Origin of the sequence: Lentzea sp. JNUCC 0626 (genome assembly GCF_043632865.1) — a bacterium.
GTDB lineage: Bacteria > Actinomycetota > Actinomycetes > Mycobacteriales > Pseudonocardiaceae > Lentzea.
In genome coordinates, this window is the sequence record NZ_CP171635.1 from 9763250 (window position 1) to 9782361 (window position 19112).

Annotated in this window: 20 protein-coding genes; 13 read left to right on the top strand and 7 right to left on the bottom strand. The window is 68.6% G+C overall.

What is annotated here, in order from left to right:
- Positions 1-110: 110 nt before the first annotated feature.
- The 7 genes from ruvC to JNUCC0626_RS46030 all read left to right on the top strand — a co-directional run bounded on the left by ruvC (position 111) and on the right by JNUCC0626_RS46030 (position 6596).
- Positions 111-680, top strand: a complete 570-nt coding sequence (ruvC, locus tag JNUCC0626_RS46000) for a crossover junction endodeoxyribonuclease RuvC (protein WP_394616894.1) — start codon at positions 111-113, stop codon at positions 678-680.
- 280 nt (positions 681-960) lie between these two features.
- Complete coding sequence (ruvA, locus tag JNUCC0626_RS46005) at positions 961-1542, top strand: Holliday junction branch migration protein RuvA (RefSeq protein ID WP_394616895.1); 582 nt, start codon at positions 961-963, stop codon at positions 1540-1542.
- On the top strand, positions 1542-2552 hold the full coding sequence (gene ruvB / locus JNUCC0626_RS46010; RefSeq protein WP_394616896.1) for a Holliday junction branch migration DNA helicase RuvB: 1011 nt from the start codon (positions 1542-1544) through the stop codon (positions 2550-2552). The genes ruvA and ruvB overlap by 1 nt, the downstream gene beginning before the upstream one ends.
- Before the next feature lie 90 nt (positions 2553-2642).
- A complete protein-coding gene (gene yajC / locus JNUCC0626_RS46015) occupies positions 2643-2987 on the top strand; it encodes a preprotein translocase subunit YajC (protein ID WP_394616897.1) in 345 nt (114 codons plus the stop codon).
- A 129-nt stretch (positions 2988-3116) separates the two neighbouring features.
- Positions 3117-4925 carry a protein translocase subunit SecD gene (gene secD / locus JNUCC0626_RS46020; protein ID WP_394616898.1) on the top strand — a complete coding sequence of 603 codons (1809 nt, stop codon included), beginning with the start codon at positions 3117-3119 and terminating at the stop codon, positions 4923-4925.
- A 1-nt stretch (position 4926) separates the two neighbouring features.
- The gene (gene secF / locus JNUCC0626_RS46025) at positions 4927-6081 is read left to right on the top strand and encodes a protein translocase subunit SecF (RefSeq protein WP_394616899.1); all 1155 of its coding nucleotides are present in this window, start codon (positions 4927-4929) and stop codon (positions 6079-6081) included.
- A gap of 23 nt (positions 6082-6104) precedes the next feature.
- The gene (locus tag JNUCC0626_RS46030; protein WP_394616900.1) at positions 6105-6596 is read left to right on the top strand and encodes an adenine phosphoribosyltransferase; all 492 of its coding nucleotides are present in this window, start codon (positions 6105-6107) and stop codon (positions 6594-6596) included.
- Between the two features lie 12 nt (positions 6597-6608).
- Here the strand turns inward: JNUCC0626_RS46030 and JNUCC0626_RS46035 are convergent, their stop codons facing one another.
- Entirely contained in the window at positions 6609-6968 is a 360-nt protein-coding gene (locus JNUCC0626_RS46035; RefSeq protein ID WP_394616901.1) for a hypothetical protein, read from the bottom strand.
- A gap of 174 nt (positions 6969-7142) precedes the next feature.
- The gene (locus JNUCC0626_RS46040) at positions 7143-7424 is read right to left on the bottom strand and encodes a hypothetical protein (protein ID WP_394616902.1); all 282 of its coding nucleotides are present in this window, start codon (positions 7422-7424) and stop codon (positions 7143-7145) included.
- A 488-nt stretch (positions 7425-7912) separates the two neighbouring features.
- Here JNUCC0626_RS46040 and JNUCC0626_RS46045 point away from each other — a divergent pair, with 488 nt between their 5' ends.
- Positions 7913-8770, top strand: coding sequence for a helix-turn-helix domain-containing protein (locus JNUCC0626_RS46045; protein ID WP_394616903.1), 858 nt, complete (start codon positions 7913-7915; stop codon positions 8768-8770).
- Between the two features lie 183 nt (positions 8771-8953).
- Entirely contained in the window at positions 8954-11239 is a 2286-nt protein-coding gene (locus JNUCC0626_RS46050; protein WP_394616904.1) for a RelA/SpoT family protein, read from the top strand.
- Between the two features lie 104 nt (positions 11240-11343).
- On the opposite strand, the gene JNUCC0626_RS46055 is transcribed toward JNUCC0626_RS46050, so the two are convergent.
- Positions 11344-12201: a peptidylprolyl isomerase gene (locus JNUCC0626_RS46055; RefSeq protein ID WP_394616905.1), complete on the bottom strand. Its 858-nt coding sequence runs from the start codon at positions 12199-12201 to the stop codon at positions 11344-11346.
- A 114-nt stretch (positions 12202-12315) separates the two neighbouring features.
- On the opposite strand from JNUCC0626_RS46055, the gene JNUCC0626_RS46060 reads away from it, so the two are divergent.
- The 3 genes from JNUCC0626_RS46060 to JNUCC0626_RS46070 are packed head-to-tail and all read left to right on the top strand — an operon-like array spanning position 12316 to position 14929.
- On the top strand, positions 12316-13011 hold the full coding sequence (locus JNUCC0626_RS46060; protein ID WP_394616906.1) for an MBL fold metallo-hydrolase: 696 nt from the start codon (positions 12316-12318) through the stop codon (positions 13009-13011).
- A gap of 5 nt (positions 13012-13016) precedes the next feature.
- A complete protein-coding gene (gene hisS, locus JNUCC0626_RS46065) occupies positions 13017-14306 on the top strand; it encodes a histidine--tRNA ligase (RefSeq protein WP_394616907.1) in 1290 nt (429 codons plus the stop codon).
- The gene (locus JNUCC0626_RS46070; protein WP_394616908.1) at positions 14303-14929 is read left to right on the top strand and encodes a hypothetical protein; all 627 of its coding nucleotides are present in this window, start codon (positions 14303-14305) and stop codon (positions 14927-14929) included. Before hisS ends, JNUCC0626_RS46070 begins: the two co-directional genes overlap by 4 nt.
- A gap of 1 nt (position 14930) precedes the next feature.
- On the opposite strand, the gene JNUCC0626_RS46075 is transcribed toward JNUCC0626_RS46070, so the two are convergent.
- Complete coding sequence (locus tag JNUCC0626_RS46075; RefSeq protein WP_394616909.1) at positions 14931-15767, bottom strand: spermidine synthase; 837 nt, start codon at positions 15765-15767, stop codon at positions 14931-14933.
- Between the two features lie 46 nt (positions 15768-15813).
- Here JNUCC0626_RS46075 and JNUCC0626_RS46080 point away from each other — a divergent pair, with 46 nt between their 5' ends.
- Complete coding sequence (locus JNUCC0626_RS46080; RefSeq protein ID WP_394616910.1) at positions 15814-16167, top strand: DUF1304 domain-containing protein; 354 nt, start codon at positions 15814-15816, stop codon at positions 16165-16167.
- Here the strand turns inward: JNUCC0626_RS46080 and JNUCC0626_RS46085 are convergent.
- From JNUCC0626_RS46085 to pnuC, 3 genes are read right to left on the bottom strand one after another with little or no spacing between them, the layout of a single operon-like run.
- Positions 16088-17488: a YibE/F family protein gene (locus tag JNUCC0626_RS46085; protein WP_394616911.1), complete on the bottom strand. Its 1401-nt coding sequence runs from the start codon at positions 17486-17488 to the stop codon at positions 16088-16090. The genes JNUCC0626_RS46080 and JNUCC0626_RS46085 overlap by 80 nt on opposite strands.
- Positions 17457-18518: an AAA family ATPase gene (locus JNUCC0626_RS46090; RefSeq protein WP_394616912.1), complete on the bottom strand. Its 1062-nt coding sequence runs from the start codon at positions 18516-18518 to the stop codon at positions 17457-17459. Before JNUCC0626_RS46090 ends, JNUCC0626_RS46085 begins: the two co-directional genes overlap by 32 nt.
- Positions 18515-19087: a nicotinamide riboside transporter PnuC gene (gene pnuC / locus JNUCC0626_RS46095; RefSeq protein WP_394616913.1), complete on the bottom strand. Its 573-nt coding sequence runs from the start codon at positions 19085-19087 to the stop codon at positions 18515-18517. Before pnuC ends, JNUCC0626_RS46090 begins: the two co-directional genes overlap by 4 nt.
- Positions 19088-19112: the final 25 nt, after the last annotated feature.

Here is a 19112-nt window from a genome sequence, read left to right on the forward strand (position 1 = left end):
ACCGTAGTAACGGCGGCGTGGACTTGTCGAACCGTGTCGGTGACGAACGCCTATGGATGCACCGGATATGGTTCGAACTGTTGTTCGTTCAGCGATGCGGGGAGCCTGTTGTGCGGGTGTTCGGGGTCGACCCCGGTCTGACCAGGTGCGGCTTCGGCGTGGTGGACGGCGGCCCCGGTCGGGTCGTGCGCGCCGTCGCCGTCGACGTCCTGCGCACGCCCGTTGACGCTCCTCTGTCCGTGCGCCTGCACGAGCTGTACGAAGGCCTCTGCGTGTGGCTGGACCGTTACGAACCTCAGGTCGTGGCCATCGAACGGGTCTTCGCGCAGCACAACGTCCGCACCGCGATGGGCGTCGCGCAGGCGTCGGGCGTCGTCGCCCTGGCCGCCGCGCAACGGAACCTGCCCGTCGAGTTCCACACGCCGTCCGAGGTGAAGGCCGCCGTCACCGGCTCGGGCCGCGCGGACAAGGCGCAGGTGACGGCCATGGTGACCAAGCTCCTCGGTCTCAAGACCGCCCCGAAACCGGCGGACGCCGCGGACGCCCTGGCGATCGCGATCTGCCACCACTGGCGCGCGCCGATGCGGTCGCGCCTCGAAGAAGCCCAGGCCAAGGCGGCCGAACTCGCCCGCGTGCACCGGGCGAAGCTCGCCGAAGCGGCCCGGCGGAGCGCGCCGTGATCGCTTCGGCGTTCGTGGGCGCGCCAAAGACAGGAACGACTTCGGGCGCGCGTGGCGGAACCCGCCCGCGCGCACAGGTCGAAACTGCCCGAAGCGGCCCGCCGATGCGCGCCGTGATGAGCGCTGTGGCTTCAGCGTTCACCGAAATTGTCAGAGTCGGCTGGAAGAATGAGCGCGCGGGGTCCTCGTTGCGAGGGGACGCCTGCGCGAGCACGCGGCTTCGCCGTGCAGGCCGGCCCCACTCAGCCCGGGCGCTGCCCGCGAAGTCCGGAGGAACCAGGTGATCTCGTCACTGCGCGGCCAGGTGCAGCACGTCGGCCTCGACCACGCCGTCGTCGAGGTGGGCGGTGTCGGGTTCGCCGTCCAGGCCACCCCGACCACCCTCGCGAGCCTGCGCCGCGGCGAGGAGGCCACCCTCGCCACCACCCTGATCGTGCGCGAGGACAGCCTCACCCTGTTCGGCTTCGCCGACGCCGAGGCCCGCGAGCTGTTCGGCCTGCTCCAGACCGTGAGCGGGATCGGCCCCCGGATCGCGCTCGCCACCCTCGCGGTGCTGGAGCCCGACAAGCTGCGGCACGCCCTCGCCGAGGGCAACATCACCGTGCTCACGCAGGTGCCCGGCATCGGCAAGAAGGGCGCGGAACGCCTCATCATCGAGCTCCGCGACAAGGTCGGTCAGCTCGCCGCCCCCACCACCCCCGCGCACAGCCAGACGCGCGACCACGTCGTGGAGGCGCTGCTCGGCCTCGGCTTCCCGGCCAAGGCCGCGGAGACCACCGTCGACACCGTCCTCGCCGACAACCCGGAGCAGTCCACGTCCGCCGTCCTGCGTCGTGCGCTCGCCACCCTGGGGCGCAAGTGATGGAGGACGAGCTCAGCCCGTACGTCGCGCCCGCCGAACGCGACGTCGAGACGAGCCTGCGCCCCGCCGACCTGCACGAGTTCGTCGGTCAGCAGCGCGTCCGCGAACAGCTCGAGCTGGTGCTGCACGGAGCGATGCGCCGGGGTGCGGCGCCGGACCACGTGCTGCTCAGCGGCCCTCCCGGCCTCGGCAAGACCAGCCTCGCGATGATCATCGCCAAGGAGCTCAACGCCGCCATCCGCATCACCAGCGGCCCCGCTCTGGAACGCGCGGGCGACCTCGCCTCGATGCTGTCGAACCTGGTCGAGGGCGACGTGCTGTTCATCGACGAGATCCACCGCATGGCGCGTCCGGCGGAGGAGATGCTCTACCTCGCGATGGAGGACTTCCGCGTCGACGTGATGGTCGGCAAGGGCCCCGGCGCGACCAGCATCCCGCTCGACATCGCGCCGTTCACGCTGGTCGGAGCCACGACCAGGTCAGGTGCGCTGACCGGACCGCTCAGGGACCGCTTCGGCTTCACCGGGCACATGGAGTTCTACGCGCCCGAAGAACTCGACCTCATCGTGAAGCGCAGCGCCAAGATCCTCGGCGTCGACATCGCCGAGGACGCCGCCATCGAGATCGCCGGACGGTCCCGCGGCACGCCCCGCATCGCGAACCGGCTGCTCCGCCGCGTCCGCGACTTCGCCGAGGTCAGGGCCGACGGCATGGTCACGCAGGAGATCGCCAAGCAGGCCCTGGTCGTCTACGACGTCGACGAACTCGGCCTCGACCGGCTCGACCGCGCGGTGCTGAACGCCCTGGTCAAGAGCTTCCACGGCGGTCCCGTCGGCGTCGCCACCCTCGCGGTCGCCGTCGGTGAGGAGACCACCACCGTCGAAGAGGTCTGCGAACCGTATTTGGTGCGAGCTGGCATGCTGGCCCGGACACCACGCGGCCGAGTGGCGACGCCCGCCGCGTGGCAGCACTTGGGGCTGGAACCGCCCGCCGGTGATCAACTGTGGTGACCTGGCACAATCGGTGAAAGCACCTGGACATATCGGGCGTGCGTCGAGGCATGTCCATCTGATCGGAGAATGATGGATCTTGGCAGTTTGATGTTCCCGTTGCTTTTGGTTCTGCTCGCGGTGCCGCTGTTCCTCAGCGCTCGCAAGCAGAAGCGGGCGATGGCCGAGCAGCAGTCGTTGCAGAGCTCGCTCGCACCCGGCGACAAGGTGATGACGACGTCCGGCCTGTACGGCACCGTCGCCGACGCCAGCCACGACACCACCATCGACATCGAGATCTCCGAGGGCGTCGTCACCCGGTGGCTGCGTGCCGCGATCCGCGAGAAGGTGGCGGAGACCGATGAGGCAGTGGTCGAGGACAAGGCCGACGAGGACGAGGAGCAGGTGACCGCCGCACAGGTCGCCGAGCCCTTGGACCACAACGCCAAGAAGTAATTAACAGAGTCGTGACACCTGGGGTTGGCAACTGTGAACACCGCCAACTCCAGGTAGTGACGCGCAGCTCACCTGGCGCGCGTTACGCTGCGCGCTCGGAAACCATAGCTACTAGGAGACGGACGGATCGTGGCACCTCCGGCCGGGCAAATTCGCCCTGCGAAGTATTTGGCGAGTTTTGTCCTCATCGTGGTCGCGCTCTACGCCCTGGTCTTTTTGACCGGGAACGGTTCGGCCAAACCCAAGCTCGGAATCGACCTCCAGGGCGGCACGCTCGTCACCCTGACGGCTCGGCAGGAAGACGGCGCACAGCCGAGTGAAGAGGCGCTCAACCGGGCGCGTGACCTCATCGAGGTCCGCGTGAACGGTCTCGGCGTCTCCGGTGCCGAGGTCGTGCGAGACGGCAACAACCTGGTGATCACGGTCCCGGGTGCGGACAGCGAAGGCGCGAAGGGCCTCGGCCAGACCGCCCGCCTCGCGTTCCGCAAGGTCGTCGGCCAGCCGGTCCCCGCCGGTGCCGTGCCGCAGGCCCCGGAGACGTCCTCGAGCACGCCGCCGTCCGGCAGCAGCACGCCGCCGTCCGCGCCGCCGAGCGAGACCGCCGGTCAGGCCAGCACGCCGCCGTCGAGCGGTGCCCCGCAGGGCCGCCCCGCGCCGCAGCTCGCCGGACAGCCGTCCAGCACGCCGCCGTCCGGCACGAGCACGCCGCCGTCGAGCAACGCGAGCACGCCGCCGTCGACGCCGTCCGCCCCCTCCAACGTCGACCCGAAGGTCGCGAAGGAGATCCAGGAGGCCAAGGCGCTGCGCCAGTCCACGGACCCGCAGATCCTGCAGCAGGCCGCCCTCATGCTCGACTGCTCGCAGCCCGACCCGCTGCGCGGCAACGACGACCTCGACAAGCCGCTCGTCACGTGTGACGAGAAGGGCGAGTTCAAGTACACCCTGGCCCCGGTCAACCCTCCCAAGGAGGACACCGAGACCAAGGCGGACGACTTCACCAACTACTCCCGCCTGACCGGTGAGGACATCAACAACGCCGCGGCGAACAACAACCCGAACGGCACGGGTTACGTCGTCAACCTGGACTTCAAGTCCGAGGGCGGCAGCAAGTGGGCCAAGTTCACCTCCGCCAACGTCCAGCAGGCCGTCGCGGTCGTGCTCGACGGCGAGGTCATGTCCGCGCCGACCATCCAGTCGGCCATCGAGGGCGGTTCGACCGAGATCAGCGGCAAGTTCACGCTGAAGGAAGCCCAGAACCTCGCGAACACGCTGAAGTACGGCGCGCTGCCGCTGTCCTTCGACTCGTCCGAGGCGCAGACGATCTCCCCGACGCTCGGTCTCCAGTCGCTCAAGGCGGGTCTGATCGCCGGCGGCATCGGCCTCGCGCTGGTCTTCGTGTACTGCCTGTTCTACTACCGCCTGCTCGGCATCCTGACGATCCTGTCGCTGGTCCTGTCCGGTGTGGTCATCTACGCCGTGCTGGTCCTGCTGGGCCGCCTGATCGGGTTCACGCTCGACCTCGCCGGCATCGCGGGCTTCATCGTCGCCATCGGTATCACCGCCGACTCGTTCATCGTCTTCTTCGAACGACTGAAAGACGAAGTGCGTGAGGGCCGTACGTTCCGTTCGGCCGTGCCGCGCGCATGGGTCCGTTCGCGCCGCACGATCCTCTCGGCCGACGCGGTCAGCTTCATCGCCGCCGCCGTGCTGTACGTCATCGCCGTCGGCCAGGTGAAGGGCTTCGCGTTCACCCTGGGCATGTCCACGGTCCTCGACCTCGTGGTCGTGTTCCTCGTGACGCACCCGCTCGTCGCGATGGCGTCGAAGTCCAAGTTCCTCTCCAACCCGAGCCTGTCGGGCCTGGGCGGTGCCGCCCGCGAGGGTGCTGCCCACCGCGCCACCACGACCGGCAAGACCACCGCCGTGAAGGAGGCCTGACATGAGCAGCGTGTTCTCACGGCTCTACGTGGGCAACGGCGCCTTCGACATCGTCGGCAAGCGCACCCGCTGGTACATCGTCTCGGGCATCATCCTGCTGGTCTGCATCGGCTCGATGGTGTTCAAGGGCTTCAACCTCGGCATCGACTTCGAGGGCGGCACCAAGATCTCGCTGCCGTCGGTCTCGGCCAGCGGCCAGACGATCACGCCAGCCGCCGTCGAGGACGCCTACGCCAAGGCCGTTCCCGGCAAGAAGCCGAACGCCGTGCAGGCCGTCGGTTCCGGCGCCAGCGCGACGATCCAGCTCAAGTCCCCGGCCCTCAACGTCGCCGAGGTCTCGGCGCTGAAGACGGGCCTCGCGCAGGACCTCCAGCCGCAGGGCGGCCAGACGGCGATCTCCGACAGCGCCGTCTCCGCGTCCTGGGGCGGTGAGATCAGCGGCAAGGCCCTCTGGGCCCTGTTCTGGTTCTTCGTCGCGGTGACGATCTTCCTGGTGTTCTACTTCGAGTGGCAGATGGCCGTCGGCGCGCTCGTCGCCGTGTTCCACGACGTCATCATCACCGCCGGTGTGTACTCGCTCATCGGCTTCGAGGTGACGCCGGCGACGGTGATCGGTCTGCTCACAATCCTCGGCTTCTCGCTATATGACACAGTCGTCGTGTTCGACAAGGTCAAGGAGAACACCCGAGGCCTGCTGGGGCTGACCCGCCGCACGTACCCCGAGGCGTCGAACCTGGCCCTCAACCAGACCCTGATGCGCTCGATCAACACCTCGTTGATCGCGCTCCTCCCGGTCATCGGCCTGCTGGTCGTCGGCGTCGGCATCCTGGGCGTCGGCACGTTGCAGGACCTGGCTCTGGTGCAGCTCGTGGGTATGTTCATCGGTGCCCTGTCCTCGATCTTCATCGCCACCCCGGTGCTGGTGGACCTGAAGATGCGCGACCCGAAGTACATCGCGCAGGCCAAGCGCGTGGCGGCCCGCCGCGCCAAGGCCACGGGCCCGCAGGTCGCCGAGGGCATCGAGTCGGTGGACGAGGACGACCTCGCCGCCGACCTGCGCAAGGAAGAGGCGTACGCCGCCGCCGCGTCGGTGCCTCACCGCACCGCCAAGGCCGCCGACGCGCGCCGCCGTCCGACCGGGAAGCGCCAGCGTTGAAATTGGATCGTGCTCTGGGACTGATGCGTGAAGTCCCGGACTTCCCCAAGCCAGGGGTCGTCTTCCGGGACTTCACGCCGGTTCTCACCGACCCGGACGCCCTGCGCGCCGTGGTCGACGCTCTCCAGGACAAGATCGACGACAGCACCCAGGTGATCGCCGCCATCGAGTCGCGCGGCTTCCTCCTGGGTGCTGCTCTGGGTTACGGCTGGCGCTACGGCGTCGTGCCGCTGCGCAAGCCGGGCAAGCTCCCGGTGGTCGCCGACTCCGAGCCGTACGAACTGGAATACGGCACCGCCGCGCTGGAACTGCCCGCAGGCGCCATCGAACCGGGCCAGCGCGTGGTCGTGGTGGACGACGTGCTCGCCACCGGCGGCACCGCAGAGGCCGCCTGCACGCTCGTGGAGCGCGCGGGCGGCATCGTCACGGGTGTGTCGGTGGTGCTCGAGATCTCCGCGCTGGGCGGCCGTTCCCGCCTGGCAGGCCGCGAGGTCAACGCCCTGCTGGCCGTGTGATCCGCCGGGGGGTCACTGCGTGAGAACCACCATCGTGACCCCCACGGCGACCCCCATCAGCACCAGCACCTGCGCCAGCACGTAGTAGATCGCCAGGCTCACGAAGATGAGCACCCAGGGCTTGATCCGAACTTTCCTGGCCAGCGCCCACATGATCACCGTCGTCAGGCCCCACAGGACGAACCCGGTGATCAGCGCGCCGATGACCCGGTCGTGGCCGGAGCCGGTCCGGAACGTCCAGACGCCGACCCCGACGATCAACGCCACGTACCAGATGCCGGCACCGGCGGCGGCGTGACCGAACGGCGTCCCTCTGCTCTGCCCTCGGTGGTGCGGCTGAGCTCCTGCAACAGGGTGCGGTGAATAGGACATGCGGTCCCCCCAGACCTTCGGCTCACGTCGAGTGAACATCATGTCAGCCGCGTAACCACCAAAACACCGCCTGGTGGTGCAAGTCGCACCTAGGTCGTGTCCTGCAAGTTCGTCAGGTGAGGGACGGGGGCCCTCGGCCGCCGCCCTCGCCCGGCGAGACTTGCAGGACAGGACCTAGGCGACCGCCGGCGGAGCCACGAACGCCGCCCCCACGCTCACGAACACCAGCGTCACCAACGACGCGGGTGCCGTCACCACCACGATCTCCCACAGCCGAGGCCTGGGCGGAATCGCCCGCCGCAGCACGAGCCAGCTGAGCGCGGTGGCGATCACCCAGCCGACCGCCGACCCGACCAGGGACCGCTGGTCGACGTGGCCCGGATCGTCGAGGGCCAGGTACGCCATCGTGCCCAGCCACACGAACGTCATCGCGGCGCACCACAGCAGAGTCCTCACGCTCTCAAGTCTGTCAGGTCGCGCGCGTGCTCTTGTTGGCTGCTGCTTAATGCATTTCTGCGGTCCATTTTTGTGGGTGGCGTGTGGTGTCGCGAGAGAGATGTGCGCTTACGGCACCTATGCGTGCTCGTCCAGCTCGTTCACCCGAACGTGTGCCGCCTGACGTGCTTTTCTCTCGCTTTGCTGCGGTACGGTCGAACACATGAGCGAACTGAACTTTCCTCTCCTGCCTGCCGATGGCCTGCTTTTCGGCGCTGTCGGAGAGGTGCGGGGAAATCGCGTTCTGGAAACGCGTGGCCACCGACAACCGAGTCCGCGTGCTGGTCGCCCTGATCCGCCGCAGCGGCTGGCCGGTGACGCTCCACAGTGGATCTCCCGTGCCTGTTCTTCCGCCGGGCTCGTCCCTGGCCGCACGCCGAAAACCAAGCGCACCAACGACTTTCGCACTGCTACCTCCATCCCACTGTCCCCTCTGAACAGGAGGTCCCATGCCTGTCGCCGGGCGAACCGCCGCGACCACCTCCACCGCCTACAGCTGCGCCCTGGGTGACGAACTGCGTCGCCTCCGCGAGAAGTTCACGCCGCTCACCGGCCACGCCTTCGCAGAGCAACTCGGCTGGGACCCGAGCAAGGTCTCGAACATCGAGAAGGGCAAGGCGAGAGCGAGCGAGATCGACCTCGTGCAGTACCTGATGACGTGTGGCCGCGACACCGGCTGCTTCGAGGAATTCCGCGCCCGCTATCGCCACGCGTTCGACCCGTCCGTATTGGTCGCCCCGGCCGATCTCCGCCCGCTCACCCTGGCGGAGGCGCAGGCCACGAAGGTCACCAGCTACGACGTGCTGACGGTGCCCGCGCTCCTCCAGACCCCCGACTACGCGCGAGCGCTCCTCGAATCCGGTCACAGGCCGGCGGCCGAGGTTGAGAAGTGCCTTCGCCGGCTGATGGACAGACAGGAGGCCCTGAGATGGCCGAATAGTCCGGAATGTCCTTTCTACGTCCACGAGCTCGCACTCCGGCTGCGAGTGGGCGACGAGAAGGTCATGGCGGATCAGTACCTGCGGATGCTGTTCGCTACACACACCGCGCGTCCCACAAGCAGCACGCACAACGCGCGAACCGTGCGGATCGTGCCGACCGCCGCCGGTCCCGGTCCCGTCCGCGCCTCCCCGCGCACCCTCCTCAGCTTCGAGAAGCTGGCACCGCTCGCCTACGGAGAGTTGGCCGTGGGCAACGTTTTCACTCACGACGGTGGCTCCATCGCGGACAGTCGCGAGTTCTTCAAGTGGGTGGACGCCATCGCGTTGGACGAAGGGAGTTCGCGAAGATTTCTGGAGAGCCTCTGAGAGTGCGTGAAGAGAGCGCGCAGAGTGCCCACTGAGAGAGCCCGCAGGGCGGGGCTGCTGATCGGTGCGGCGGAAGTTTGGCGGGCGTTCATCGTGTGAGCTGCGCCGCTCAGCGCGCCATCGGAAGTTTCGTCAGCGTAAACGCGTTATCCTCGGTACTCGCGAGACCCGAGGAGCGTGGGGTTGAGTCAAGACACCGAACCCGCTGCGACGGTTGTTCAACCGTCGGCTACCCGGCGCGTGCGCGCCCGCCTTGCGCGGCGCATCACCGCCCAACGTGCGGCCCCGGTGAAGCAGGTCCTCGAACCTCTCGCCGCCGTGCACCGTGACCTCCATCCCAAGGCCGATCTGGCGCTTCTGCAGCACGCGTATGACGTTGCCGAGGAGAAGCACCGCCCGCAGCGCCGCAAGTCCGGCGACCCGTACATCACCCACCCGCTCGCCGTGGCGACGATCCTCGCCGAGCTGGGCATGGACACCACGACGCTGGTGGCCGCGCTGCTGCACGACACCGTGGAAGACACCGACTACTCGCTCAACCAGCTCAAGGAAGACTTCGGTGAGGAAGTCGCCCGGCTGGTCGACGGCGTCACGAAGCTCGACAAGGTCAAGCTGGGGGCAGCGGCCGAGGCCGAGACCATCCGCAAGATGGTCATCGCGATGGCGAAGGACCCGCGGGTCCTGGTCATCAAGCTCGCCGACCGGCTGCACAACATGCGCACCATGCGGTTCCTGCCGCCGGAGAAGCAGGCCCGCAAGGCCCGGGAAACGCTCGAAGTGCTCGCACCGCTGGCCCACCGGCTGGGCATGGCGACGGTCAAGTGGGAGCTGGAGGACCTCGCGTTCGCGATCCTGCAGCCCAAGAAGTACGACGAGATCGTCCGCCTGGTCGCGAAGCGCGCACCGAGTCGTGACACCTACCTGCGGTCGGTCGTCGACGAGCTGAACGGCCAGCTTGAGGCGGCGCGGATCGTGGCGAAGGTCGAGGGCAGGCCGAAGCACTACTACTCGATCAACCAGAAGATGATCGTCCGCGGCCGGGACTTCGACGACATCCACGACCTCGTGGGCGTCCGGATCCTCGTGGACGAGGTGCGCGACTGCTACGCCGCGATGGGCGTCGTGCACGCCGCCTGGCAGCCCATGCCGGGGCGGTTCAAGGACTACATCGCGCAGCCCCGGTTCGGCGTGTACCAGTCGCTGCACACGACCGTCATCGGTCCCGACGGCAAGCCTCTCGAGGTGCAGATCCGCACCCAGGAGATGCACCAGCGGGCCGAGTACGGCATCGCGGCGCACTGGCGCTACAAGGAGACCAAGGGCACGCACAACGGCAAGTCCGTCGAGATCGACGAGATGGCGTGGATGCGCCAACTCCTCGACTGGCAGCGGGAAGCCGCAGACCCCGGTGAGTTCCTCGAGGGCCTCCGGTGGGACCTCGCCGCGCGCGAGATCTTCGTGTTCACCCCCAAGGGTGACGTGGAGACGTTGCCGACGGGCTCCACGCCGGTCGACTTCGCCTACTCCGTGCACACCGAGGTCGGGCACCGGTGCATCGGCGCCCGCGTGAACGGTCGTCTGGTCGCTCTCGAACGCAAGCTCGAGAACGGCGAGGTCGTCGAGATCTTCACCTCCAAGGCGGAGGGTGCGGGTCCGTCCCGCGACTGGTTGAGCTTCGTCGCGTCCCCGCGCGCCAAGGCGAAGATCAAGCAGTGGTTCGCCAAGGAGCGCAAGGAAGAGGCGATCGAGCAGGGCAAGGACGCGATCACCAAGGAGGTCCGGCGCGTCGGGCTGCCGATCCAGCGTCTGGTCAGCGTCGACTCGATGCAGGCCCTGGCGAAGGAACTGCACTACCCGGACATGAGCGCGCTGTACGCGGCGGTGGGTGAAGGGCACACCAGCGCCCGCCACGTCGTGCAACGGCTCGTCGCGCAGCTCGGCGGTGTGGACCACGCCGAGGAGGAACTGGCCGACCGCGCCACCCCGTCCACGGTCACCCGGCGCCGCCCCACCGGCGACGCGGGCGTGATCGTCAAGGACGCGGGCGACGTGTGGGTGAAGCTCGCCCGCTGCTGCACCCCGGTGCCGGGCGACGACATCCTCGGCTTCGTGACGCGTGGCGGTGGCGTGTCCGTGCACCGCACCGACTGCACGAACGCGGACGAGCTGCTGAAGTCGCCGGAACGGCTCCTGGACGTCGAGTGGGCGCCGTCGGCGTCCAGCGTCTTCCTGGTCGCCATCCAGGTGGAGGCGCTCGACCGGCACCGGCTGCTCTCCGACGTCACGAAGGTGCTGGCGGACGAGCGGGTCAACATCCTGTCGGCGTCGGTGACGACGTCCCGCGACAGGGTGGCCGTCAGCCGCTTCTCGTTCGAGATGGGCGACCCGAAGCACCTCGGGCACGTCCTGAAGGCCGTGCGGAGCGTTGAGGGCGTCTACGACGTCTATCGCGTGACCTCGGCGTCGTAACCGGTAGGACGACCAGGCAAGGCAGCTCAGGCAAGGCAACTGGGGCCGACCAACGGAAAGGGCCCCCGGAGCGGATGCTCCGGGGGCCCTTTCAGCGTTGAGGACTAGCTCGCGACCAGCGCGGACTTGATGTCGACCGGGGTCTTCGGCTTGCCGTCGCCCTGGCCGGGCGCCTGCGAGATCGTGCCGGTCTTGGCGACCTCGTCGATCTTCTTCAGCGACTCCTCGTCGACCGTGCCGAAGATCGTGTACTTGGCCTGCAGGTTCGCGCCGTCACCGTAGACGATGAAGAACTGCGAGCCGTTCGTGTCCGGGCCCGAGTTCGCCATGGCGAGCACGCCGCGGCCGTAGGTGAGCTCCGGGTAGACCTCGTCCTTGAACGAGTAGCCGGGGCCGCCCATGCCGTTGCCGCCGGGGTCGCCGCACTGCAGGACCTGGATGCCGGTCACCACGAGGCGGTGGCACGTCGTGTTGTCGAAGTACTTCTGCTTCGCCAGGTTCACGAAGTTGTTCACCGTGCACGGCGCGAGCGAGCGGTCCAGGTTGAACTTCAGGTCGCCGATCGAGGTGCCGAGCGTGACGCCGACCGTGCCGACCGAGGACTGCTCACCGTTCGCGGGCGGCGTGTTCTCCTTGGCCGCCGGCTCCTGGCCCTTCGTGTATTCACAGTTCACCTTTTCCGGCAGCGCGGCGGGGCGCTTCGGAATCTGGTGCAGCGCGGTGGGGATGTTCTCCGCCTTGTCCACCGACTCCTGGGTGGGAGTCTCCGACGCGGCGGCGTCGCCATTGCCGAATACGTCATTGGTCGCGAGGAACCACACGCCACCTCCGACGAGCGCAACAACGACGACCGTCGACACGACGGCGATGATGCGACGCTTCTTGGCCCGCTCCTGGCGGTAGACCATTTGACGCTCAAGCTTGCGCTTGGCGCTAGCGCGTCGCTGCTCGTTGGTGGGCACGTGCTCCCTCCCCAGGGACTCATGCGAATAGGGCGGTCGGCTCGGGAGTCTAGGGCCTGGGCATATGAGCTTTGTGTGGTGGTTAGGCTGTGGTTGAACAGGGAGGTCATTTTCGTGCTCGTGATCGGGTTCCCCACTGGTGCGCTCCAGGCGAACTGCTTCGTCCTGGCGGCTGGTGAGGGCGAGCCCTGCGTGATCATCGACCCCGGTCAGGACGCGGTCGAACCGATCGAGCAGGCCCTGCGCAAGCACCGTCTCGCGCCTGTCGCCGTGCTGCTCACGCACGGGCACTTCGACCACACCTTCTCCGTCACGCCCGTGTGCGACGGCAACGACGTGCCCGCGTACATCCACCCGGATGACGTAGCGATGCTGTCGGACCCGTTGAAGGGCATCAGCCGCGAATCGGCCGCGTTCTTCGGGGGCAACCTCGAGATGCGCGATCCGTCCGAGGTCCGCGAGCTGACCGACGGCGTCGACCTGGACCTCGCCGGGCTGAAGATCAGCGTCGACCACACGCCGGGCCATACCGGCGGGTCGGTGATGTTCCGCTCCGGTGTGCAGGAAGGCGGTCGCCTGGTGATCTCGGGTGACACGCTCTTCGCCGGATCGATCGGACGCACCGACCTGCCGGGTGGCGACCACTCCGCGATGCTGTCGTCTCTGCAGAGCAAGGTGCTGACCTTGCCCGATGACACAGTGGTGCTGCCCGGCCACGGCCCGACGACGACCATAGGCCGTGAGCGCGCGACGAACCCTTACCTCCTGCAGCTGCAGGACGCTCCGGCCGCCCCGCACCGAGGACTCTGAGAGACGTGTTTTCCGCACCCAAAGGCGTTCCCGACTACATCCCGCCGACGTCCGCCGCGTTCGCGCACGTCCGGTCGACGCTGACCCGCGCCGCCGAACTCGCGGGCTACGGCTACATCGAGCTGCCGGTCTTCGAGGACACGGCGTTGTTCTCGCGCGGCGTCGGTGAGTCGACCGACGTCGTGACGAAGGAGATGTACACCTTCGAAGACCGCGGCGAGCGGTCCATCACGCTGCGCCCCGAGGGCACCGCCGGCGTGATGCGGGCGGTCATCGAGCACAGCCTCGACCGCGGCTCGCTGCCGGCGAAGCTCTACTACGCGGGCCAGTTCTTCCGCGCCGAGGCCCCGCAGGCCGGCCGGTACCGGCAGTTCCACCAGGTCGGCATCGAGGCCATCGGTATCGACGACCCGGCCCTGGACGCGGAGGTCATCGCCGTCGGCGACGCCGGGTTCCGCGCGATCGGCCTCACCGGCTACCGCCTGGAGCTCACCTCGCTGGGCGACGCGAACTGCCGTCCCGCCTACCGGGAGAAGCTGCAGGCGTTCCTCGCGAAGCTGCCGCTCGACGAGGCGACCCGCCAGCGTGCCGAGCTGAACCCGTTGCGCGTGCTCGACGACAAGCGCCCCGAGGTGCGCGAGATGGTCGCCGACGCACCGCTGATGGTCGACAACCTGTGCGACGCGTGCCGCGAGCACTACGAGCTCGTCAAGGGGTACTTGACCGAGCTGGGCGTGAAGTTCGTCGAGAATCCGCGCATGGTCCGCGGTCTCGACTACTACACGAAGACGACGTTCGAGTTCGTCCACGACGGTCTCGGTGCCCAGTCGGGCATCGGCGGCGGCGGTCGTTACGACGGCCTGATGGCGCAGCTCGGCGGTCAGGAGCTGTCCGGCGTCGGCTTCGGCCTCGGCGTCGACCGGGCGCTGCTCGCCGCGCAGGCGGAGGGCGTGCTGCCGGAGTTCAGCCGCGTCGACGTGATCGGCGTGCCGCTGGGCGAGGGCGCGCGGGCACGACTGGTGGCCGTCGCGGGCGAACTGCGGGCCGCGGGCGTGCGCACCGACCTGGTCTACGGCGGCCGGTCGATGAAGGCGGGCTTCAAGGCGGCGGACAAGTCGGGCGCGAAGCTCGCACTGGTGCTCGGCGAGCGCGACCTGGAGGCTGGCAACGTGGGCATCAAGACGCTCGCGACCGGCGACCAGGTGACCGTGGCGTTGACGGACGTCGTGTCGGCGGTGCGGGACGCGCTGGCCCAGACTGACAAGGTGGCCGAGGCGGTGCGGGAGACCCCGTGAGCGACGACAAGCTCGTTCTCGACCTGCTCGACAAGGTGACGGTCCGCAAGCGCGCGCGGATGGTGGCGATCGGAGGCCTGATGGTCGCCCTCGCGTTCGGCGCGATCGTGGGCCTGATCGGCGGGCGCTGGCCCGGCGTGATCGCGGCGCTGATCGTGTCGCTGCCGGTGATCCTGCTGGCCATGTCCGAGGCGCGCCGCACGGTGTGGCTCGAGGGCACGACCGTGCACGTGCGGGCGTTCGGCACGCGCAAGGTCGACCTGGCCACCGCCGACGGCCTCGACCTGCTGGTCACCGACCTGCGCGGCGCTCGGACGGTGGGCCTGTTCGTGCGCGGCGGCAAGAAGGCTATCAACGTGGCCCTGTCGATGTACGCGGGAACGGGCGGCCGCGAGCTGGGCGTCTACCAACTCCGCAGGCTCGCCGACGCCTTGGCCGCCCGTGGCGACACGCCCGGCCTGGTCTTCTCCGAACTCCTCGTGGCCCAGCTGCGTGCCGAGGCGCGCGGCCTGGCGGCGGCGGAACGCCCTCTGTACCGCCTCGGGTCACTCGCCCCGGCGGGCCGGATGGCGCAGAAGCTCCATCCGGACGCCGTGTCGAAGTTCGTGACGTCGCTCGACTGACTCAGGTGCCCCAGAGCCCCGACGGCGGCGCGGGGGACAGGGTGGCGGTCGCGTCCGTCGTCACGGGCGCGCCGCCGATGAACTTCGTCAGGCCCGTGCCGTGTTCGACGCGGCCGGGGAACGGGTCGCCCGCCGTCGCGCGGGTCAGCTGCTGCATCGGCAGGCCGTTGTGCGAGGCCATGATCACGAAGTTGCCGAAGCGGCGGCCGCGGAACACGCCCGGTTCGGCGAGCACGCAGACGTGTTCGAACACCTCGCGCACGGTCGCGCACTGGGAGCGGGCGAACTGGAGGCCGTTGCCGTCGCCGATGTTCGCGGTGTAGATGCCCTCCGGGGCCAGGGCGGCGGACGCCTGGCGCACGAACTCCACCGACGTCAGGTGCGCGGGCGTGCGGGCGCCCGCGAAGCAGTCGGACACGATCAGGTCGAACGAGCCGGGCCGGGCCTTCACCAGCACGGCACGCGCGTCGCCGGTGGTGATCCGCACGCGGGACGGCGGGGGCAGCTCGCGGCGGATGAACGCGATCAGGCCCGCGTCGATCTCGGCCACCTGCTGAGACGCGCGAGGCAGTAGATCGGCTACGTAGCGCGCTAGCGTGAGAGCGCCACCACCGAGGTGGAGCACACGTGAGGGCGCGGTGAGATCGACGATGTGACCCAACCGGCGGACGTACTCGAACTCCAGGTAGGTCGGGTCGTCCAGGTCCACATGCGACTGTGGGGTTCCGTTGACCCGCAACGTCCAGGAGTTCCGTCCACCGAGGTCGGGGACCAGCTCCGCCACGCCCGAGTCGATCGACTCGGTGATCGCCTCTGTGTCGGGCCGTTGTCTTCCCACTGCTCTATTGTCTCACCGCGTGTGTCAGCTCTGAGGAGGAACCCAAGTGCAGGTCATCGCCAACGTACTGCTCGCCCTCGTGGCGTTGATCCACATCTACATCGTGGTGCTCGAGATGTTCCTCTGGACGACGCCGCGCGGGCAGAAGGCGTTCGGTCTCACGCCCGAGTTCGCGCAGGAGTCCAAGGCGCTCGCCGCGAACCAGGGCCTGTACAACGGCTTCCTCGCCGCCGGCCTCATCTACGCGATCATCCGCCAGGACTTCGGCGCGTCCGTGCTGTTCACGGTGTTCGTGATCGTCGCCGGCATCTACGGCACGTTCACGGCGAGCCGGAAGATCTTCTTCGTGCAGGTGGTGCCGGGCGTGCTGGCGCTGCTCTTCGTGCTGCTGGCCCACTAGGGCGCAGCCACGGCCCCTTGTCGGGGTCGTAGCCGGTGTAGAGATCGCCCTCGATGCGCGCGGGCCGGGGCTTCGGCTCCGGCTTCGCGCGCTTCACCGTCTTGGGCTCGGGTTCCGAAGGTTCCGCAGGTTCCGGCTCGGGCGCCGCGATCGGGGTGACCTCCTGGCGCACCGCCACCAGCGCGGCCAGCGCCGTGGTGACCGGGATCGCCGCCACCAGGCCGATGCTGCCGACCAGGGTCCGCACGATCTCCTGCGCGATCTGCTGCGCGGTCAGGATCTCGCCCATCGAACGTCCGGCGAGCGAGATCGCCAGCAGCAACGGCAGCGCGGCACCCGCGTAGGCCATCACCAGCGTGTTCACCACGGACGACATGTGGTCGCGGCCGATCCGCGAGCCCGCCGCGAACAGCTCCCGCCAGGTCAGCTTGTCGTTGGCCCGTCGCAGCTCCCACACGGCACTGGTCTGGGTGACCGTGACGTCGTCGAGCACGCCCAGCGCGCCGATCAACGTGCCCGCGAGCAGCAGGCCGCGGGTGTCGATGTCGGTGCCGAGCAGCCGGACGAGGTTCGCAGTGTCGTCGTCGAGGCCGGTCAGGCTCGCCAGAGCCGAGAACGCCGCGCCGAGCACCCCGATCAGCGCGAGGCTGACCATCGTGCCCAGCACCGCTGTCGACGTGCGCGCCGAGACCCCGTGCGTCAGGTACAGCACCACGAACATGATCAGCCCGGCGCCGACCACCGCCACCATCAGCGGGTTCTTGCCCGCCAGGATCGACGGCATGATGAACAGCACCAGCACCACGAAGCTCAGCAGCAACGCGCCCAACGCCGCGAGCCCCTGCCAGCGCCCCAGCAACAGCACGGCGGCCGCGAACAGCAACGCCAGCACCGCGAGCGACCAGCCGCGCTGGTAGTCGACGATCTGGTACGACTCGGCGGCCTGCGGCTGGGTGCCCGAATAGGACAGCACGACCTCGTCGCCCAGCTTGAAGCTCGGGGCGCCGGGACCCTTCACGCTCGGGATCGTGATGCTCTGCCCTGGCGAGGGGCCGTCGGTCATCTTCACGGTGATCGCGACGCACTTCTCGCCGCAGTTCTCGGCCAGCCCCGTGACGACGGCCTCGACCGGCGTCTGGTTCAGCCCGACCTCGGCGCCGGTCTTCTGCTCGACCCCGAACGGGTACAGCAGCGCCGCGCCGACGATCGTGGCCAGCGCCAACGGCACCAGCAGCCACATCAGCAACGTGCGCACGCGCTGCGACGCCGGTTCCTCGCTCAGCGCATGGCTATGCCCGTGACCGTGACCCACGCGCGACATCCTGCCGCATGAGGTGTTCGATCGCGGTCACGGCGGTGGCGAACCTGTCGTGCGTGAGCTTCCGCCACGGCACCCCACGAGCGGTGAGCTCCCGTTCGAACAGACCGGTCATCCACGAGCGCAGGTGTTCGCCGTCGCGCCAGCCGTCCTGTTCGAACGGAACGCCCACGTGGTCGGTCAGCAGGTACAGGTCCGGTGCGGTGCCGGCGAAGACCTCCGGCCGGAACCCGAGGTAGCGCTCACCCCAGACGGTCGCGGCGAACGCGTCGTTGTCCGCGATCACGAGCGGCGCGGTCTCGGCCTGGATCCGGCGTTCCTGTTCCCGGGCAACGTCTTCGAAGTCGCCCAGCGTCCACACCAGACCGTCCAAGGTGGCGTCGGCGGCGAACGACCGGGCGGCGGCCAGTTTGTGCTCGGTGTGCTCGCGGCCGTACTCGGCGATCCAGGGCGCTCCGAAGTGGTCGGCGAGCTGATGGGACAGCGTGGTCGTGCCGGTGCTCTCCGCGCCGAGCACGACGACCTTCCGGCCCAGGCCGCGTTGGACGGCAGGGGAGAGGTGGTGCCAGTTCGCGACCGGGTCGGTGCGCATCGCCGTGCCGGAGACCGGGTGGGTGAGGCGGTCGAGGTCGACCAGCACGTGCCGCGCGCCCAGCCTGCGAGCCAGTTCGTCGCCGTACTTCTCGCTGGAGAACACGGCGTCGACGCGGGCGTCGCCCGGTTCGCCGTCCGCGATGGCCCTTCTGGCCAGCACCGCTCGTGTGAGTTGGACGTGCAGGTCCCAGATCTCGTCGGAGTCGAAGTCCATCGGGTGGTCGTCGAGGTCGCCGATGATCCGCACACCTGGCGTCTGTGCGTGCGTCTCCGTCAGCCAACGCACGCGGTGTTCGAGCGGGATCGTTTCGTGCGAAGCGGCCAGAACGGTCACGGTCGTGCGTTCGCTGTTGGCCGCTGCCGTCTCGATGAGGTGGTGGTGTCCGTTGTGCGGTGGGTAGAACTTGCCGAGCACGAGCGAGTGTTCGAACTCCTTCACGCGGGCACCTCGGAACCCTTGATGTCCTTCGTCCAGTTGCGCAGGCCGATCACGCACAGCACCATGAACCCCACGTACAACACTGCCGTCAGGTACAACTCCTTGTAGGCGTACAGCGGCACGTAGATGACGTCGGCGGCGATCCACAGCCACCAGCACTCGACCTTCTTGCGGGCCTGACCCCAGGTGGCGAGCAGCGACAGCACGGTCGTGACGGCGTCCCAGAACGGCACGGTCGACTCGGTGAAACTCACCAGAACCCAGTGCAGCAGCCCGGTTCCGAGCACGCCGGCCACCGCGAGCCAGATCCATTGCGTCCCGGTCGTGCGCGTGACGTGCAACGTCGAGTGCTGCTCGCCGCCGCGCACCCACGCCCACCAGCCGTAGAGCGCCAGTGCCATGTAGACGATCTGGAGGCCGGAGTCGGCGTACAGCCCGCTGCCCCAGAACAGCACGAGGAACGCGATGTTGTTGGCGATCCCGATGGGCCAGTTCCACGGGTTCTGGCGGGCGACCAGCCACACGCACAGTGCGCCGGTGATGAAGCCTGCTACCTCAACGGGTGACACGTGCGCTCCTTGACCGCTGTTCGAA

What these genes read in the sequence shown, in the direction of transcription:
- JNUCC0626_RS46045 (WP_394616903.1), top strand. Translation starts at nt 7,913, where the DNA reads ATGCCTGTCGCCGGGCGAACCGCCGCGACCACCTCCACCGCCTACAGC.
- JNUCC0626_RS46030 (WP_394616900.1), top strand. Translation starts at nt 6,105, where the DNA reads ATGCGTGAAGTCCCGGACTTCCCCAAGCCAGGGGTCGTCTTCCGGGAC.
- JNUCC0626_RS46085 (WP_394616911.1), bottom strand. Translation starts at nt 17,488, where the DNA reads ATGTCGCGCGTGGGTCACGGTCACGGGCATAGCCATGCGCTGAGCGAG.
- ruvB (WP_394616896.1), top strand. Translation starts at nt 1,542, where the DNA reads ATGGAGGACGAGCTCAGCCCGTACGTCGCGCCCGCCGAACGCGACGTC.
- secF (WP_394616899.1), top strand. Translation starts at nt 4,927, where the DNA reads ATGAGCAGCGTGTTCTCACGGCTCTACGTGGGCAACGGCGCCTTCGAC.
- JNUCC0626_RS46035 (WP_394616901.1), bottom strand. Translation starts at nt 6,968, where the DNA reads ATGTCCTATTCACCGCACCCTGTTGCAGGAGCTCAGCCGCACCACCGA.
- yajC (WP_394616897.1), top strand. Translation starts at nt 2,643, where the DNA reads ATGTTCCCGTTGCTTTTGGTTCTGCTCGCGGTGCCGCTGTTCCTCAGC.